Here is a 16,698-nt window from a genome sequence, read left to right as displayed (position 1 = left end):
AGGGGCGTTCCCCTGCTGCTGTGATAGCGTCGACGGGCTTTTACTGTATGCGTAAATTGCATGTCGGGGGTGGTAACCATGCGGCGCATCAGTCTGACGCACGAAAGCCTTGTGCGCACACGACTATCGGCCGGCCCGGACAAACTCGTTGAAGCGCTATTCGCGCTCGACTTACTCTGCTCGGGAAGGGGCGCCGTCGAGTTCGAGGTCTGGCGCAAGAAAGTAAATGCCGCACCACAGGTCCGTGCCCTGGTCAAGCTGGCGCAGACCATCCGTCCCTTTCCCGACATCTATCGTGTGGTACGCCAGGCGATGGCGGACGATGCCGATCTCGCCGACGCGGAGCACCGGCCCCAGGTGGTCGGCGACGTCCTGGCCTTCTACCGGGTGGCCGTCGCGCCGTACCGGAAGGGCATCGCCGCCCGGCTGGAGATCGACCGGGCGGCCCGCGGCCAGATCGTGCTGAGCGGCGGTATGGACCGACTGATGAGCACGCTCCATCCCGCCCTGCGGTGGCAGCCACCCGTGCTGGAGGTGCCGGGCGGTGGGGCGGACCTCAGCCTGGAGGACGGCCTGGTACTCACCCCCACACTCTTCCTCCACTCCCGCCCGCCCGCGCTCTTCGTCGACCACGAGGACGCCCGGCAGCCGGTGCTCTTCTATCCGATCCCGGTCAGGCGCGAGTGGATACTCCCCCTCTGGCGCTCCGGCGACGGCGACGAGCGCGCGCTGAGCGCCCTGATGGGGCGGACCCGCGCCGCCGTCCTGCGAGCGCTGACCGACAGTTGCACGACGACGGAACTGGGGGAGCGCGTCGGCATCTCCGCGGCGGCCGCCAGCCAGCACACCGGGGTCCTGCGCAACGCCGGGCTGATCACCACCGTCCGCACCCTCAACACGGTCCAGCACGCGCTCACCCCCCTGGGCAACGCACTGCTCCACAACCATCTGAAGGTCTGACCCGCTCCCCGGCCGGGAGAGGCGGGGAACCACCGCTCGGGACGCGTGCGTTGTAGAGTAGGCAAACTGCCCTTGACCTGCAAAAACGCAGGCAGGGAGCCGATGCTCAGGAGTAACCCGATGATGCGCACCATGTTTAAGTCCAAGATCCATCGCGCCACCGTCACCCATGCCGATCTGCACTATGTCGGTTCCGTGACGATCGACGCGGAGCTGATGGCCGCGGCGGACCTGCTGCCCGGTGAGCTGGTGCATATCGTCGACATCACCAATGGGGCCCGGCTGGAGACCTATGTCATCGAGGGCGAGCCCGGCTCCGGTGTCATCGGGATCAACGGCGCGGCCGCCCATCTCGTCCACCCCGGCGATCTGGTCATCCTGATCAGCTATGCGCAGGTGAACGACGAGGAGGCGCGCTCGCTGGCCCCGCGCGTGGTGCACGTCGGCGCCGACAACAGGATCATCGAGGTGGGAGCCGACGCCTCCGCGCCCGTGCCGGGAGGCGAGACGCTCAGGAGCCCGCACTCGGTGGCCTGAGCCGGAATCGGCGCCCCCTGAGCGGACCGGGTCGGGCCACCCAGCGCGACGAGCGGGGGCGCCCGGTGGCATGGGCTGACCCTGCGCGGGCAGGCGGGGCGTTAGAGAGTGGGAACGCATGACTCTCGTACCTGGAGGTCCGGCATGACCCAGCCACCCGTACCACCGTCACCGATCCCCACCCCACCGACGCCTACGCCGCCACCGGGGCCAGGACCGGGACCCGTGCCCGTACCCTCACCGCCGCCCGGGCCCGCGCCGGAGCCGGTTCCCCGGCCGCCGACGCCGGGGCCCGAGCCGACACCGGAGCCGGAGCCCCTGCCAGGGCCCGCCTGACCTGTCCGACCTGTCTGACCTGTCTGAATCCCCCTGTTTCCGCCCGTGGCCCGCCAGGCGTCGCGTCGACGCACCGGGCGGGCCACGGGCGGGTCAGGCGGGCCGTGGGGACAGCCTCAGTCCGAGGAGACCTCGGAGCGGTCCCCGCCCCAGAGCGTGTGGAAGGAGCCCTCCCGGTCCGTACGCCGGTAGGTGTGCGCGCCGAAGAAGTCCCGCTGGCCCTGGGTGAGAGCGGCCGGGAGGCGCTCGGCGCGCAGCGCGTCGTAGTAGGCGAGGGCGGCGGAGAAGCCCGGCGTCGGCACGCCCTGGCGGGCCGCCGTGGCGACGACCTCGCGCCAGTCGTCCTGGGCCTCGCCGATCTCCTCGGCGAACTGCTTGTCCTGGAGCAGGCTCGGCAGATCCGCGCGGGTGTCGTACGCGGCCCTGATCCGGTCCAGGAACGCCGCCCGGATGATGCAGCCCTCACGCCAGATGGACGCGACCGAGCCGAGGTCGATGTCCCAGTCGTACGCCTCACTGCCCGCCTGGATCTGGTGGAAGCCCTGGGTGTACGAAACGATCTTCGAGGCGTACAGCGCCTGCTCCACCCGCGCGGCGAACCGGTCCGCCGCCTCGCCGCTCAGCGGGGTCACCGCGGGCCCCGGCAGCCCGCGCGAGGCCGTGCGCAGCTCACCGTGGCCGGAGAGCGAACGCGCGAAGACCGCCTCCGCGATCCCGGACACCGGCACCCCGAGGTCCAGCGCGATCTGCACGGTCCAGCGGCCGGTGCCCTTCTGCTCCGCCTGGTCGCGCACGACGTCCACGAAGGGCTTCCCGGTGGCCGCGTCCGTGTGGGCCAGGACCTCGGCCGTGATCTCGATCAGATACGAGTCGAGGCGGCCGGTGTTCCAGGAGCGGAAGGTCTCGGCGATCCGCTCGGGCGTGTACCCCGCGACCGAGCGCAGCAGGTCGTAGGCCTCGGCGATCAGCTGCATGTCGGCGTACTCGATGCCGTTGTGCACCATCTTCACGTAGTGACCGGCGCCGTCCGGGCCGATATGCGCCACCGTGGGCTCGCCGTCCTTCGCCTTGGCGGCGATCTTCTCCAGCAGCGGCCCCAGCGAGGTGTAGGACTCGGCGGAGCCACCGGGCATGATGCTCGGCCCGTGCAGCGCGCCCTCCTCACCGCCCGAGATGCCCACGCCCACGAAGTGGATACCGCGCTCGCGCAGCTCCTGCTCCCGGCGCCGGGTGTCCGCGAAGTGGGCGTTGCCGCCGTCGATGATGACGTCGCCCTCCTCCAGCAGCGGGGCGAACTCCTCGATGACGGCGTCGGTCGGACCGCCCGCCTTGACCATGATGACCAGTCGGCGGGGCCGCTCCAGCGCCGCGACGAACTCCTCCGGGGTCTCGGCGGCGACGAAGGCGCCCTCGTCACCGAACTCCTCGACCAGAGCATGGGTCTTCGACGCGGTCCGGTTGTGGACGGCGACCGTGAAGCCGTTACGGGCGAAGTTCCGGGCCAGGTTGCGGCCCATCACCGCGAGTCCTGTCACACCGATCTGGGCTGTTCCACTCATGCTGTGCTCCTGGCTCCTGGATTCCCCGGGGCTGATCCCCGTCCGCCCCCAGCGACTACGTATAGCTGGCGGCGGTCACTCACCGATCTTCAAGCCGTCAGCGGCGGAGCGCATTCCCGCCCCCGCGCGGACCGGGGAATGACCCCCGAAAGAACGGAAGAACACCCGAAAGGAGCACACGGGGCGGTGTGCTCCTCGGATGTCTGCGCGGCACGCTCCGGCGCACGGTCCGCCACCGGGCGACCCCCGCCTCACCCCGGGGGCACCGGAGCCGCCGACTGGCTCCCTCCCGGCCGTCCCGGCCTGACCTCGCTGACCGGCCCGGCGGCCCCAGCCGCCCCCTCTGCGCCCGATGCGCCCGGCCTGAGCTCTTGTCATAGTCCACGGCGACCACCTAAGTTGGCGGCTTGACGTGACCTTTTCGTGATCCGATCTATCCGTCCTCGCTGTCTAGACCGTCCTCACCGTCCAAACCGTTAGTGGGAGTCTCACCATGGCCGCAAGCGGTCGGCATCGCCGATACCAGCCCAGCCGGATCAACCGGGCCTCCCTCACGGTGACCGCGGGCGGAGCGGGCATGGCGCTGCCGCTCATGGGGGCCGGTACCAGCAACGCGGCGTCGGTGGACGTCTGGGAGAAGGTCGCGGCCTGTGAGTCGACCAACCAGTGGTCGATCAACACCGGCAACGGCTACTACGGCGGGCTCCAGTTCACCCAGTCCACCTGGGAGGCGTACGGCGGCCGGGAGTACGCCCCGCGCGCCGACCTCGCCAGCAAGGACCAGCAGATAGCCGTCGCCGAGCGGGTGCTCAAGGGCCAGGGCCCCGGCGCCTGGCCCAACTGCTCGGTGCGCGCCGGACTGACCCGGGGCGGTGACTCCCCGGACATCTCCCCGCAGGGCGGGTCCTCCGAGCGGGTCGCCGAGGCCAGAAAGGCCCCGGCGCAGGAGCGTCAGCGCGAGACCCCGCGCGCCGTCGTCGAGCAGCGCACCTCGCCGACCGCCGTCCCCACCCACCGCGAGGGCTACACCGTCGCCCGGGGCGACTCGCTCTCCGGGATAGCCGACGCCAAGAGCGTCCGGGGCGGCTGGCAGCAGCTCTACGAGCAGAACCGGCGTACGGTCGGTGCCGACCCCGATCTCATCTACCCCGGCCAGCGGCTGGTGCTGAAGATGACCGCCCCCGCGCCCCGGCAGAAGGCCGACGAGGACCGGAGCGAGCGCCGCGAGGCCCCCCGGCAGCAGCGGGCCCCGCAGGCCAAGAAGCAGGCCCCGGAGGCGGCCAAGGAGCGGGCGCCGCAGAAGCAGGTCACGAAGCAGACTCCGAAGCAGGCCCCCAAGCAGGTCAAGAAGCACATCACCAAGACGGTCGGCGAGCGCACCACGCGGATGAGCGCTCCCGTCGACGCCTCGATGGGCACCCCGTACCGCAAGGCGGGCTCGGCCTGGTCCAGCGGTTACCACACCGGGCTGGACTTCCCGGTACCCACCGGCACCTCGGTCCGGTCCGTCGCCCCCGGCCGGGTCATCTCCGCCGGATGGGCCGGTTCCTACGGCTACGAGGTCGTCATCCGCCACCACGACGGCCGCTACAGCCAGTACGCCCATCTCTCCGCGCTGACCGTCCGCGCGGGCCAGGAGGTCGGCAGCGGCCAGCGGATCGCCCGCTCGGGCTCGACCGGCAACAGCTCAGGGCCGCATCTTCACTTCGAGATCCGTACGGGGCCCGGATACGGCTCCGACATCGACCCCCTCGCCTATCTGCGGGCGGGTGGCGTCGCCCTCTGACGCCCGCCGCCCGGGAACCCGCCGCCGCGAGGTCTCGGCCGCGGCGGCGGCCACGATGGTGCGCGGGATCGTCCCCGCGCCCGACGCGGTCCGCGCCGGGGCGCCCGGGGCCGGTGTCAGCCGCTCGATGCTGTCAGGGGCGCCATGGGTGTCAGGGCCGGCCGGGCTATGGGGGGCGTCGGGGTGGGCCAGCCGCTCCGTCGTGAGCATCACCAGCCCGGCGGCGGCCATCGCCCCGGCGCCGATCGCCAGGACCGTGCCCAGCGCGCCGTAACGGAAGCTCTCCCCGAACATCGTCAGTCCCACCGCCGCCGCCACGACCGGGTTGACCACGGTGACCGTGGCCAGCGGCGCCGCGAGCCCCGCACCCCGGTACGCCGCCTGGGAGAGCAGCAGCCCCGCGCAGGCCAGCACCGCGATCAGACCCAGGGTGGGCCACTGCACCAGCGGGTCGGCCCACTGCCAGTCGACCGCCACCGTCTTGGTGAACACCGAGGCGATCCCGAACGCCACCCCGGCGGCCGCGGCCAGCAGCACCCCGCGCTGCACCGGGCGGTGCGGCGCCTGCGCCATCAGGAAGAGCAGGGCCACCACCCCGGCGGTCACCGCCGCCAGCACCCCGCGCTGACCCGCGCCCAGGGTGTGGGAGCCCGTGTCCCCGCTCAGCTCCAGCAGGGCCGCCAGCCCGACCGTGGCCAGCAGCGCCCCGCGCCAGGCGGTGGCGCCCGCCCTGCGTCCCACGAACAGCGCCGCCATCGGCAGCGCGAAGACGATCGTCAGTGCCCCGAGCGGCTGCACCAGGCTCAGCGGGCCATAGGCCAGCGCGACCACGTGCAGCAGCGCGCCGACGCCGTTGAGGACGACGGCACACCACCACACGGCGTTGCGCAGCGGCGCGTAGGGCCGGTCGGGGACGGTGGCGGCCACGCGCTCCTGGACGATCGCCCCGGCCGCGTACGCGACCGCGGAGACCAGGGACAGGAGCACGGCCAGCACGAGGGAACTCATAGAGACCACGATCTCCGTGATTCGCGTTCGCGTCGTCGTCCTTGAGCACACACAGGCGTACTACTGACGGAGTACGAGCGTGGGTCAAAACTCGCCTGAGGGATGGTCGTGCAGGTCAGAGGGGGTGGAGTCGGGTGGACGGCTGGGGCGGGAGTCATCGCGGGGTGCGCGTCGGCCCTCCGTGCCGGGTGTGCCACCGCCCCGGCTCCCGTCGTCGTCCCGTCCTCGCCCGCCACCGTCTCTCCCTCGGTCGCGGCACGCGCCCGGCGCGCCGCACGGGTGGGGACGTCCCCCACCCCCTCCATCGTCCCGCTCGCCGACGGGCCGGCGCATCTTCGAGCCTGCGGCGGGCGCCGGAGGGCCCGACGCCCGGCCCGTCGGCTCCCGGCGTCCCCGGTGGGCCCTGTGGTCAGGGAGGCCGGTGGGTTAGGTTGGCGGCGATCATCGACGCCGCCGAGGGCCGGGGCGAGGGGAGCGGGGGCGCATGGACCTGCGGGAGCTGAACACGCTGGGTGGCTTCTTCGCCCTCCGAACCGGTACGGAGGGGACGCCGCCGGGCACACCACTGGCCCGGGTGTACGAGGGTGAGCTGACCGAACTGACCCGGCGCGTGGACCTCGTCACCGAACGTCACAACCCCTCCGAGCGCCGTGTCGCCGCCTCCATCGCCCAGCTCGGCATCGCCGCCCGGCTCTGGTCCATCGCCCTCGGCGCGGCCGCCCTCTACCGGGAGCTGCCCGATCTCGACCCCCGGGCACTGTGGTGGACCGCCGACCGCTCCACCCCCGACGACCTGGTCCTCACCACCGTACGGAGTCGGCCAGGAACGGCCGCGAACATCCGGGAGACCGTCCAGGAGAACCATCTGCGGCCGCTCTCGGCGGCGCTCAGGACCGACACCCGGATCTCGGCCAGGCTGCTGTGGGGCAACGCGGGCTCCGCGCTCGCCGCCGCCGTCCAGCAGATCGACGGCTGGGCCTTCGACCACGACCGGCCCGAGGTGGCACGGCGGGCCGAGGCCCTGGCGGCGGAGCTCTTCGACCACCCCGATCTCCGCGGCACCGTCGAGGGGCCACGGCGGCGGCGCACCAGCTGCTGTCTGTACTACCGCGCCCCGCGCGGCAGCCTCTGCGGGGACTGTGTCTTCAGCGGCCGGCCGGCCCCCGCGGCACCATAGGCCGTGTCATCCGTGGTGAGGGTGAGGCGTCTCGTACCGGCGGGGCTCAGGGTGGCTCACGGCGGTGGCCGGACAGAGCCTTGTGGAGGGTCGGCCGAGCCCCGATCATGACCGGGTGCCTGATGTGCCCGTCGATGAACCCACGTGCCCCGAGGGCCCGCTGACCGTCCGTGAGTATGTGGCCGCCCTGCGCGCGCTGCGGGACTGGTCCGGACTCACCTACCGCCAACTGGCGGCCAAGGCCGAGGCCGCCGGGGAGGTGCTGCCGTCCAGCACCCTGGCGGCGGCCCTGCACCGCGACACCCTGCCCCGCCCCGAACTGGTCGCCGCTCTGGTGCGCGCGGTCGGGCTCGACGAGACGGCCGTCACCCGCTGGGTGGCCGCCCGGGAACGGGCCCGGGAGACCGCGCTGGACGCCGGGCCCGTGCCCGACCCCGGGGCGGTGACCCCCGATGGCGCGGAGACCGGCGGTGGTGGGAGCGCGCCGCCGCCCGGACGGCCCCGGCCCCGGTGGCGGGCGGCGGTCGCGGTGGCGGCCCTGGTCGCCCTGGCCCTGGCGGTGGCCCTGGTGGTGGTCCTCGACCGGGATCAGGAGCCGCCAGGGGGTGCCGGCGCCTCCGCCGTGCCGCGACTGCCCGCCAAGGGCTGGTACCAGATGCGTCCTCAGCATGTCGCCGAGGCCCTGTGTGTCGGTGAGGGCCGCGAGCGCAACAAGCGCACCGTCCGGCCGCTGGCCGTGCAGCGGCCCTGCGGCACGGTGGTCCCCCGGACCTATCTGGAGCGGATCAGCGAGGGTGTCTACCAGATCCAGTGGCATCGCGAGGGCATGACCACCGGCTGTCTGACCGTGGACCAGGCGTACACGGTGTCCCAGGCACTGCTGGCGCCGACCGTGTGTGAGGGGGCCGCCCACCAGCGGTTCGTCCTGGAGCCCGGGAAGCGCGGCGACTCGGGCGTGCCGCTCTTCCGGCTGCGGCCGCTGCACTCCAACCTCTGTGTCGGGGTCCTCGGCGGTGCGGCGGACACGGACGTCGGCGCGGAGATCGCGCAGAAGGACTGCGACGGCGGCGCGGACCAGGACTTCGCCTTCGTCCCGGAGACCGGCTGATCTGGTCAGCCGGATCGGGTCAGCCTGATCTCATCGTCCCGCCTGCCCTGCCCTGCCCTGCCCGGCTCGATCTCGCTCCGCCCGGTCCGCCCTCCCGCCTGCGGCGACCTGACCAGGGCCCTCGGGCGGATCAGTGGGCACCTCCAGGAGACCGGCGCATTTGGCCGTCGCCCTTTTGGCTCGGTAAAGTCGCGCTTTTGGAACCCCCGGCGTATGAGCAGATCGAGGAACGGCAACGGCCATGACGGTGACAGACGACAGCCCCGCTTTCGGCCCCGGAATCGACCCCGAGCGACTCGCCGTCTGCCTCAGCGTCCTCGATGAGCTGGACCAGCTGGACGTCGACCATCCCGACGCCATCACCGTCCGCCGGGCGACGGCCGGTATCTACCGCACGGTGAAGCAGCGCCGCAGGCAGGAGCGGCGCGCCGCCAAGACCGCGCATGACCGCACGGTCACCGAGGCCACCGCCACCGGCTCGGCACAGCGCATCGACGACGAGACCGAGGGGCTGCTGCCCTCCGCGACCGCCCGGGGCGAGATCGCGGGCATACTCAAGCGGCCCCGCTCCTGCTACATCTGCAAGACCCGCTATGTCGAGGTCGACGCCTTCTACCACCAGCTCTGCCAGGACTGCGCCGCCGAGAACCGGGCCCGGCGGGACGCCCGTACCGACCTCACCGGGCGGCGGGCGCTGCTCACCGGCGGCCGGGCCAAGATCGGGATGTATATCGCGCTGCGGCTGCTGCGCGACGGCGCCCACACCACGATCACCACGCGCTTCCCGAACGACGCGATCCGCCGCTTCAAGGCCATGCCCGACAGCGAGGAGTGGATCCACCGGCTGAAGATCGTCGGGATAGATCTGCGGGACCCGGCGCAGGTCGTCGCCCTCGCCGACGCGGTGGCCGCCGAGGGGCCGCTGGACATCCTGATCAACAACGCCGCGCAGACCGTGCGCCGGAGCCCGGCCGCCTACCGTGAGCTGGTCACGGCGGAGTCGGCGCCGCTGCCCGCGGGCGAGCTGCCCGCCGCCCAGGTCATCGGCACCTTCGGCAGCGGGGCCATCAACACGGCGGCGGTGGCGGCGCTGCCCTCGGCGGCCGGTCAGGGCCTGAGTGCCCAGGAGGTCACCGATCTCGCGCTGGTTCCCGGCTCGGCCTCGCTGGAGCGCATCGCGTCGGGCACGGCGATCGACGCCGGGGGTCTGGTGCCGGACCTGGACGCCAGCAACAGCTGGATCCAGACCGTCTCCGAGGTCGACCCCGTGGAGCTGCTCGAGGTGCAGCTCTGCAACTCCACCGCGCCGTTCATCCTGATCAGCCAGCTCCGCGCGGCGATGGCCGCCTCCCAGGCCCGGCGTACGTACGTCGTGAACGTCTCCGCGATGGAGGGTGTCTTCAGCCGTGGGTACAAGGGCGCGGGCCACCCGCACACCAATATGGCCAAGGCGGCGCTGAACATGCTCACCCGTACCAGTGCGCAGGAGATGTTCGAGGCCGACCGCATCCTGATGACGGCGGTCGACACCGGCTGGATCACCGACGAGCGGCCGCACCCGGACAAGATGCGGCTCGCGGAGGAGGGCTTCCACGCGCCGCTGGACCTGGTCGACGGGGCCGCGCGGGTCTATGACCCCATCGTGCGCGGCGAGGCGGGCGAGGACCTCTTCGGCTGCTTCCTCAAGGACTACGCCCCGGCGAACTGGTAGTCCCGGACCGGTTCCGGCTGACCCGGGCGGCGGGCTCCTCCCGTACCGCTCGCCGGGCGCCGCCCGGAACTCCTCCCAGGCCCCCTGGTGCGGACCCCGCCGATCACGGCCGGTCCGCGCGAGGGGGCCTGGGCCAGTTGGAGCAGCGCGCCCCGGGCTCCGTTACTCCATTGGAGTGGCCGCGCGAAGCGGGCATAGGAGCATAACTCCCGTGAAAAGTCTAGGTGTTGGCCTGAAATGGGCAGATCGGCAGGCCCCATCGAGCGGGGGTGTGCTCATTTGGTTAATCTAGGGGGCACGGACGTCATCGGAGGGTCCACGAAAGCCCCTTGACCGTCCTGGGACACGTCTGCAACCAGGCTGCGGTCCCGCCCATGTGCCGGCGCCACCGCGACCGAATCGCCCCTTGTCCCAGTTTCGCGACACAGAGGAGTGCGCGGTGACATCAGATGTGAAGAAGCACGAGACGAGATCGGTTGAGGGCACGGGCGAGCTGACCGCCCGGTCGGACGAGCTCGGCAGTCTGGACGTGTGGGCGAGGTCAGCGCCCATCCGGCTCGCGGGGTATGAGGAAGATCTCTGCGAACCGCACATCCTGCCCAGCGTCGACTGACCGGGCCTAGCTGCACCACCGCGCCCCTCGCCACCGAGGCGGGGGGCGCGGTCGTGTTCCCGGGCGCCGCCGTCAGTCCTGGTGGCCCGCTCCCGGGCGCCGCCATGGACGGCGACCGTCCGCTCCGGGACGCGCGGGATGCGGCGGGTGTACGGGTGGTACGGGACCGGTGAGCCGGGTGGGTCCCAGGAACTCGCCCACCTCCGTCCGGTGCCACCAGGCCCCGGTGGCCCTCAGCTCCCGCCAGGTGGTGAACCGGTAGCGGAAGATCCGCACCCGGATATGGCTGGGTGGCGCCTCGGGGAAGGGGTTGTGGGCGAGCAGCCGCACGGTGTCCCGGTCGCCCTCCAGCAGCCGCTCGACCAGCCCGCCGAACCAGGGGCGGGCATAGGCCGGGGAGATCGCCGCGAACCACAGCATCCAGTCGAGCCGCAGATGGTACGGGGCGAACTGGCGAGGCAGCCGGCGGACGTCCGTGGGCTTGCCCTTGAAGCCGTACTCCCGCCAGCGCGAGTCCCGGTGCGGACGCTCCTCGTCCGTGCCCTCCACCACCAGTTCCTGCCGGACCCGGCCGACCGTGCCGAAGGCACCGTAGGCGTTGACCAGGTGGAACGGATCGTAGGACCGGTTCATCTGCTGCCGCCGGGAGAGCAGATTGCGCGCGGGCCGGACGCTGCGGACCAGCACCAGCGCGGTCACGGCGAGCACCACGATCTCGTACCAGAGCGGGGAGGACGGCAGCGGGGCGGGCGGTGCGGAGACCAGGGAACCGTCCATGGCGGAGAGCGCGAGCGCGATGGTCAGCCAGTTGAGCCAGGAGAAGTTGCCGGAGAGCACCAGCCAGAGCTGGGTGACCACGATGCCCACGGCGGCGGCCGTGGCCACCGGCTGGGGGGTGAAGAGCAGGACCGGCAGCACCAGCTGGGCCACGTGGTTGGCGGCGGTCTCCACCCGGTGCAGCGGGCGGGGGAGCCGGTGGAAGAACCAGCTCAGCGGGCCCGGCATCGGCTGGGTCTCGTGGTGGTAGTAGAGGCAGGTCAGATCGCGCCAGCAGCGGTCACCGCGCAGTTTGATCAGCCCCGCGCCGAACTCCACCCGGAAGAGCACCCACCGCAGCAACAGCAGAATGAGCAGCGGAGGAGCGGTCCGTTGATTGCCGATGAACACGGCGAGGAAGCCCACTTCCAGGAGGAGTGATTCCCAGCCAAATCCATACCAGGTCTGCCCCACGTTCACGATCGAGAGATAGAGCGCCCACAGGACCGCCCACCAGGCCATCGCGAGCGCCGGCGGCACCTCGTCCGCCGCCCCCGCCACCAGGGCCGCCGCGAGGGCGGCGCCGGTCCAGGCGCAGAGGGCGAAGAGCCGGTCCGAGTAGTGGGCGTGGAAGAGGCTCGGTGCCCGGCGGAACGGCACCCGGCGGAGATAGGCGGGGACCGGCAGTATGCCCCGCTCCCCGATCAGCGCCCGGAACTGGAGCGCGGCGGTCAGGAAGGCGACCAGGTACACGGCGGCCAGAGCCCGCTGGAAGACCAGTCGGCTCAGCCAGTAGTCACCGTCTCCGAACCACTCCATCGCGCCCAGTATCGACCGCGTCGCCACGGTGACGGCCCGCCGTGGCCGCCTCGGAGGGCTGGTATGAGCCGGATGGACGCGGTCCGTCGTCGCTGTGTGCCGTGGACCCGGCGGCGGTCGTCGCTGTGCGGAGTGGGCCCGGCGGGGCCTGTGTCGCCTTCCGCCGGGGGCTGGTGGCCTGCCCGTCCTCGTCCCCGGGGCGTCCGCCGGTATCCCGGTCCCCCGTCGTCGGGTGCCGGAGGGTGCGGTCCGCCCCCGGTCGTCGGGTGCCATCGGGGCGCGGTCCGTCCGCCCGGCGCGCGGGCGGGCCACTCGTTGGCACCTCTCCAAGTGGCGCGGAGCGGGAGCGTCCGGGAGAACGGGATGGACAGGTCGGGACCGAGAGTCGGGAGATACAGGTGGGTCCCATGCGTCGTCGGGCGGAACGCCCGTCGTTCACTGGTCCAGCGACCGTGCGGCGGGAGCGCCCGGAGCGTCGCCCCAAGGCCCCGGCGGACCGGCCGGGTGCGCCCGTGGTCCGCCAGGAGGCCGTGGGGTGCCCCGCCCCCTCCCGGCGTGCCCGTTCCGCGCTGGGCGCCGCCGTCGGTGCCCTGCTCGCCCTGCCCCTGCTCGCCGGGTGCGGTACGGGGGGCGGGGCGGACCCGGACGGGTCGCACACCACCGTCTTCCTGCGCGCGGCGGCGGCCCGGGGACCCGATCCGTACACCGCGTCCACCGCCCGCACCGTCGCGGCGCCCGCGCCCTCCGCGCCCGCTGAGGCGCGCGGCAACGGCGGGCCCCAGCGGGGACAGACCCTGCGGGCGGTCTCCGGCACGACCCCCGGGCTCTACGCGGGGACCCGATCCGTCGGCAGCTGCGACGCGGAGCGCCATCTGGCCCTGCTCCGGGCCGACCCGCCCCGGGCCGCCGCCTTCGCCCGGGACTCGGGGATCGCCCGGGACACGCTGCCCGGCTTCGTCCGGGGGCTGACACCGGTCGTCCTGCGGGCCGACACCCGTGTCACCGACCACGGCTACCGCACGGGCGCGACCACCGCGCGCCAGGCCGTGCTCCAGGCGGGCAGCGCCGTACTGGTCGACGCCCACGGGATGCCGCGCGTCCGCTGTGCCGGGGGCAATCCGCTGCGGGCGCCCGTCGCGGCCCGCGACGCGGTGGTCCACGAGGGGCGGTCCTGGGCCGGGTACCGGCCCGAGCGGACGGTGGTGGTACGGCCCGCCCCGGAGTCCGTCGACAGCCTGATCCTGCTGGACGCGGCCGACGGGTCCTGGATCACCCGGGAGACGGGGACGGACGGGGAGCGCGACCTCAGCCCCGATGTGGTGCCGCCGGGCGGGCCGGACGATCTGTACGCCTATCCGCCCGCCGGGAGCCTGTCGGCGCCGGACGGGGCCGGGGACCTCCCCGGCGGTGGCACCGGGGCGGTCGGGCCCGCCGCCGACGCGGATGGTGCCGGGGACCTCTCGGGCGGCGGTTCGGGGGCGGTGGCCGATCCGCCCGGGGCCGCGCGGGTGCCGGGAACGGCGGTCGATCCGTTCGACGAGGTGGGCGGGGCGGATGCGCCCGACGGTTCGGGTGAGGTGGGTACGAACCTGGATGAGGGGGGCGCGGGCCTCGACGGCTCCGGTGATCCGGCCGCCGGTCCGGACCCGGACCCCGACCCCGGCCTGGACCCGGGCTCGGACTCGGGCTCGGGGTTCGCGGTGGATCCGGGGTCCGGGGCGGTGGAGGGCCTCGCGGGGTGATCTTCGGCGGCTTCGGCGGCGCGGCGGTTCGGTGAGGCAGTGGCTCGGCGGGGTGGCCCGTCGCGTAAGGGGGGCGGGTGCCGTGGGGGTGTGTGGTCGGGGTGTGCGGTGGGACGGCCCGGTCGTTTCCGTTGCCGTATGTATGTGGACATGACATGCACACAGTCGAAGAATCCGGCAAATGATGACAGAGTGGCCCCATGGTTGAGCGGGCGACGGGGGTCCCGTCGCTTCCCGACGACTGGCCGGCCGGGCCGGAGGAGAGCCTGGCGCTGAACCGGATGGGCAGCTTCGACTGGGATCTGGCCAGTGGTCTGATGCATCTGGACCCGATCGCGCTGGATGTGCTGGACCTGCTGCCGGAGGAGTACGACGGGCGGCGGGCCAGTGTGATCGCGCGGATGCCCTCCGAGGACGCCGCCCGGCTGGACTCGCTGGTGGCGCGGGCGCTCAAGAACGGCAGCGAGCGGTACGGCGTGTACTTCCGCTACCGCCGCCGTGACGGCAGCCTGCGCTGGACCCACACTCAGGGCATCGTCCGGCGGGACGGGAACGGCCTCCCGGAACGGATCATCGGCATCGTCCGGGACGCCGCCGACGAACTGGCCGACCCCGTCAGCAGGGTCGTACCGGACACCGACCGGCGGGACCGGACCAGTGTGGTCGAGTCGACCACCGCCGCCCTCGCGCACGCCCGGACCGTCCAGGACGTGATCGACGTCCTCACGGACGCCCAGGGCCTTGAGCACTTCGGCGCCGCGTCCCTGGTCATGGGCCTGCTGGAGCCGGGCGGCAGGATCCACCTGGTGGCCGAGGGGCCCCACGAGGCGTTCGTACCGGGCACCCGCTACACCCGGGTGGACGAGCAGTACCCCATGAGCGAGGCGGTGCGGACCCTCGCACCCCGCTTCATCGAGTCCCGCGAGGAGTTCGCCCGCTCCTATCCGGTGCTCTGGCCGCACATCAAGGACCTCGGCATCACCTCCGCCGCCTATCTGCCGCTGATCGCCCAGGCCCGCCCGATCGGCGGCTTCGGGCTGCTCTACGACGACCGGACCGGCTTCAGCGCCGAGGAACGCGATGTCCTGGTCGCCCTCGGCAGCAGCATCGCGCAGAGCGTCCAGCGAGCGCTCCTGTACGACCAGGAGCACGATCTGGCCGAAGGGCTCCAGCAGTCGATGCTCCCGCGCCGGATCCCCGAGGTCCCCGGGGCGCAGCTCGCGGTCCGCTACCGGGCGGCCCGGCTGGGCCGGGACATCGGCGGCGACTGGTACGACCTCATCGCCCTGCCCGGCGGCCGGGTCGGCGCGGTCATCGGCGATGTCCAGGGACATGACACCGACGCGGCCGCGGTGATGGGACAGCTCCGGATCGTGCTGCGGGCCTACGCCGCCGAGGGACACACCCCGGCCACCGTGATGGCGCGCGCCTCCGTCTTCCTGCGCGAACTCGACACGGACCGCTTCGCCACCTGCACCTATGCCGAGGTCGACCTGGAGAGCGGGGTGGTCCAGCTGGTCCGGGCGGGGCATATGGACCCCCTGGTGCGGGGCGCGGACGGCGTCTGCCACCGGATCTCCGTGGAGGGTGGGCTGCCGCTGGGGCTGTCGGCCGAGTTCCAGGCGCTGGAGTACCCGGTCAGCACCGTGGAACTGGACTCGGGACAGACCCTCCTCCTCTACACCGACGGTCTGGTGGAGGTGCCGGGCGCCGACCTCGACGACGGGGTCGGGCTGCTGAAGGAACTGGTGGAGGAGGGCCCGTGCGACCTCCAGGAGCTGGCCGACCATCTGTGCGAGGCCGCCGACGAGCGCGGCGGAGCGGATGACGTGGCCCTGCTGTTGCTGCGCCGTGAGGGCGCGCGGCTGCCGAGCGCGACCGGCAGGCTCCGCCGCCATGTGCCGCAGAACGAGCCGGACGCGCTGCGCTCGGCCCGCCATATGATCCGCTCCGCCGCCGCGTCCTGGGGCGCCGGGGAACGGGCCGACGAGATCGAGCTGGCCGCGGACGAGCTGGTCACCAACGCGCTGATGCACACGGACGGCGGGGCCGTGGTGACGGCCCGGGTGCTCGCCGGGCCCGAACGCAGGCTCCGGGTCGAGGTGGAGGACCTCTCCAGCGCGCTGCCCCGGCGCCGGGAGGCCGGGGAGTCCGGTGTGTCGGGACGGGGACTGCTGCTGGTGGACCGGTTGGCGGACACCTGGGGAGTGGAGTCGCGGGGCACCGGCAAGTGTGTGTGGTGCGAGTTCGCGGTGGCGGAGCCGACCGGCGTACGGGTGGGACCGGGCGGAGCGCCGGAGCGCGGCGCCCTGGCGGACGGGCCGCCGGGGAGCGGCCAGGCGGATGCCTGAGCGGCGGGCGGTCGGGATCGGGCGTGCCGGGTGCTCCGGGTGCTCCGGGTGACGGCCGGTCGGGTGCCGGTGGCCGACGGGTGACGGCCGAGCCGGTGATGGTACGGGTGGTGGCTGGGTGACACCGGGAAGGTAGGGGACAAGCCGGGCCGGTTGGTGACGGTGTGGCCGATGACGGGTGGCGCGCCCATGGTCACCCACCGGGCGCCGCATGCCCTGAGCGGATGTTAACTAT

Annotated in this window: 12 protein-coding genes; 9 read left to right on the top strand and 3 right to left on the bottom strand. The window is 72.9% G+C overall.

The window, feature by feature from the left end; genetic code table 11:
* The first annotated feature begins 111 nt into the window (after positions 1-111).
* Both ACFVIM_RS04420 and panD read left to right on the top strand, forming a co-directional pair.
* A complete protein-coding gene (locus ACFVIM_RS04420; RefSeq protein WP_384298270.1) occupies positions 112-960 on the top strand; it encodes an ArsR/SmtB family transcription factor in 849 nt (282 codons plus the stop codon).
* 120 nt (positions 961-1,080) lie between these two features.
* Entirely contained in the window at positions 1,081-1,497 is a 417-nt protein-coding gene (panD, locus tag ACFVIM_RS04415) for an aspartate 1-decarboxylase (protein WP_384298267.1), read from the top strand.
* Positions 1,498-1,949: 452 nt separating this feature from the next.
* Here panD and gndA read toward each other — a convergent pair whose 3' ends face one another.
* Entirely contained in the window at positions 1,950-3,392 is a 1,443-nt protein-coding gene (gndA, locus tag ACFVIM_RS04410) for an NADP-dependent phosphogluconate dehydrogenase (RefSeq protein WP_384298264.1), read from the bottom strand.
* 493 nt (positions 3,393-3,885) lie between these two features.
* On the opposite strand from gndA, the gene ACFVIM_RS04405 reads away from it, so the two are divergent.
* Positions 3,886-5,178 carry a transglycosylase family protein gene (locus ACFVIM_RS04405; protein ID WP_384298261.1) on the top strand — a complete coding sequence of 431 codons (1,293 nt, stop codon included), beginning with the start codon at positions 3,886-3,888 and terminating at the stop codon, positions 5,176-5,178.
* Here ACFVIM_RS04405 and ACFVIM_RS04400 read toward each other — a convergent pair.
* Complete coding sequence (locus ACFVIM_RS04400) at positions 5,080-6,186, bottom strand: DMT family transporter (RefSeq protein WP_384298259.1); 1,107 nt, start codon at positions 6,184-6,186, stop codon at positions 5,080-5,082. The genes ACFVIM_RS04405 and ACFVIM_RS04400 overlap by 99 nt on opposite strands.
* A gap of 484 nt (positions 6,187-6,670) precedes the next feature.
* On the opposite strand from ACFVIM_RS04400, the gene ACFVIM_RS04395 reads away from it, so the two are divergent.
* The 4 genes from ACFVIM_RS04395 to ACFVIM_RS04380 all read left to right on the top strand — a co-directional run bounded on the left by ACFVIM_RS04395 (position 6,671) and on the right by ACFVIM_RS04380 (position 10,795).
* Positions 6,671-7,363: an IucA/IucC family C-terminal-domain containing protein gene (locus ACFVIM_RS04395; RefSeq protein ID WP_384298256.1), complete on the top strand. Its 693-nt coding sequence runs from the start codon at positions 6,671-6,673 to the stop codon at positions 7,361-7,363.
* Between the two features lie 115 nt (positions 7,364-7,478).
* Positions 7,479-8,471 carry an XRE family transcriptional regulator gene (locus ACFVIM_RS04390; protein WP_384298254.1) on the top strand — a complete coding sequence of 331 codons (993 nt, stop codon included), beginning with the start codon at positions 7,479-7,481 and terminating at the stop codon, positions 8,469-8,471.
* Between the two features lie 241 nt (positions 8,472-8,712).
* The gene (locus ACFVIM_RS04385) at positions 8,713-10,182 is read left to right on the top strand and encodes an SDR family NAD(P)-dependent oxidoreductase (RefSeq protein ID WP_384298252.1); all 1,470 of its coding nucleotides are present in this window, start codon (positions 8,713-8,715) and stop codon (positions 10,180-10,182) included.
* 439 nt (positions 10,183-10,621) lie between these two features.
* A complete protein-coding gene (locus ACFVIM_RS04380; protein ID WP_384298250.1) occupies positions 10,622-10,795 on the top strand; it encodes a hypothetical protein in 174 nt (57 codons plus the stop codon).
* Positions 10,796-10,867: 72 nt separating this feature from the next.
* Here ACFVIM_RS04380 and ACFVIM_RS04375 read toward each other — a convergent pair whose 3' ends face one another.
* Complete coding sequence (locus ACFVIM_RS04375) at positions 10,868-12,370, bottom strand: lipase maturation factor family protein (protein WP_384298248.1); 1,503 nt, start codon at positions 12,368-12,370, stop codon at positions 10,868-10,870.
* Positions 12,371-12,777: 407 nt separating this feature from the next.
* On the opposite strand from ACFVIM_RS04375, the gene ACFVIM_RS04370 reads away from it, so the two are divergent.
* Both ACFVIM_RS04370 and ACFVIM_RS04365 read left to right on the top strand, forming a co-directional pair.
* Entirely contained in the window at positions 12,778-14,112 is a 1,335-nt protein-coding gene (locus ACFVIM_RS04370) for a DUF6777 domain-containing protein (RefSeq protein WP_384298245.1), read from the top strand.
* A gap of 200 nt (positions 14,113-14,312) precedes the next feature.
* Positions 14,313-16,463 (top strand): SpoIIE family protein phosphatase, encoded by a 2,151-nt coding sequence (locus ACFVIM_RS04365; protein WP_384298242.1) that lies wholly within the window; start codon positions 14,313-14,315, stop codon positions 16,461-16,463.
* Positions 16,464-16,698: the final 235 nt, after the last annotated feature.

The organism is Streptomyces sp. NPDC057638 (genome assembly GCF_042800315.1).
Lineage (GTDB): Bacteria > Actinomycetota > Actinomycetes > Streptomycetales > Streptomycetaceae > Streptomyces.
The sequence above is the reverse complement of the archived record's forward strand: the minus strand, read 5'-3'. Positions and strand labels throughout refer to the sequence as shown.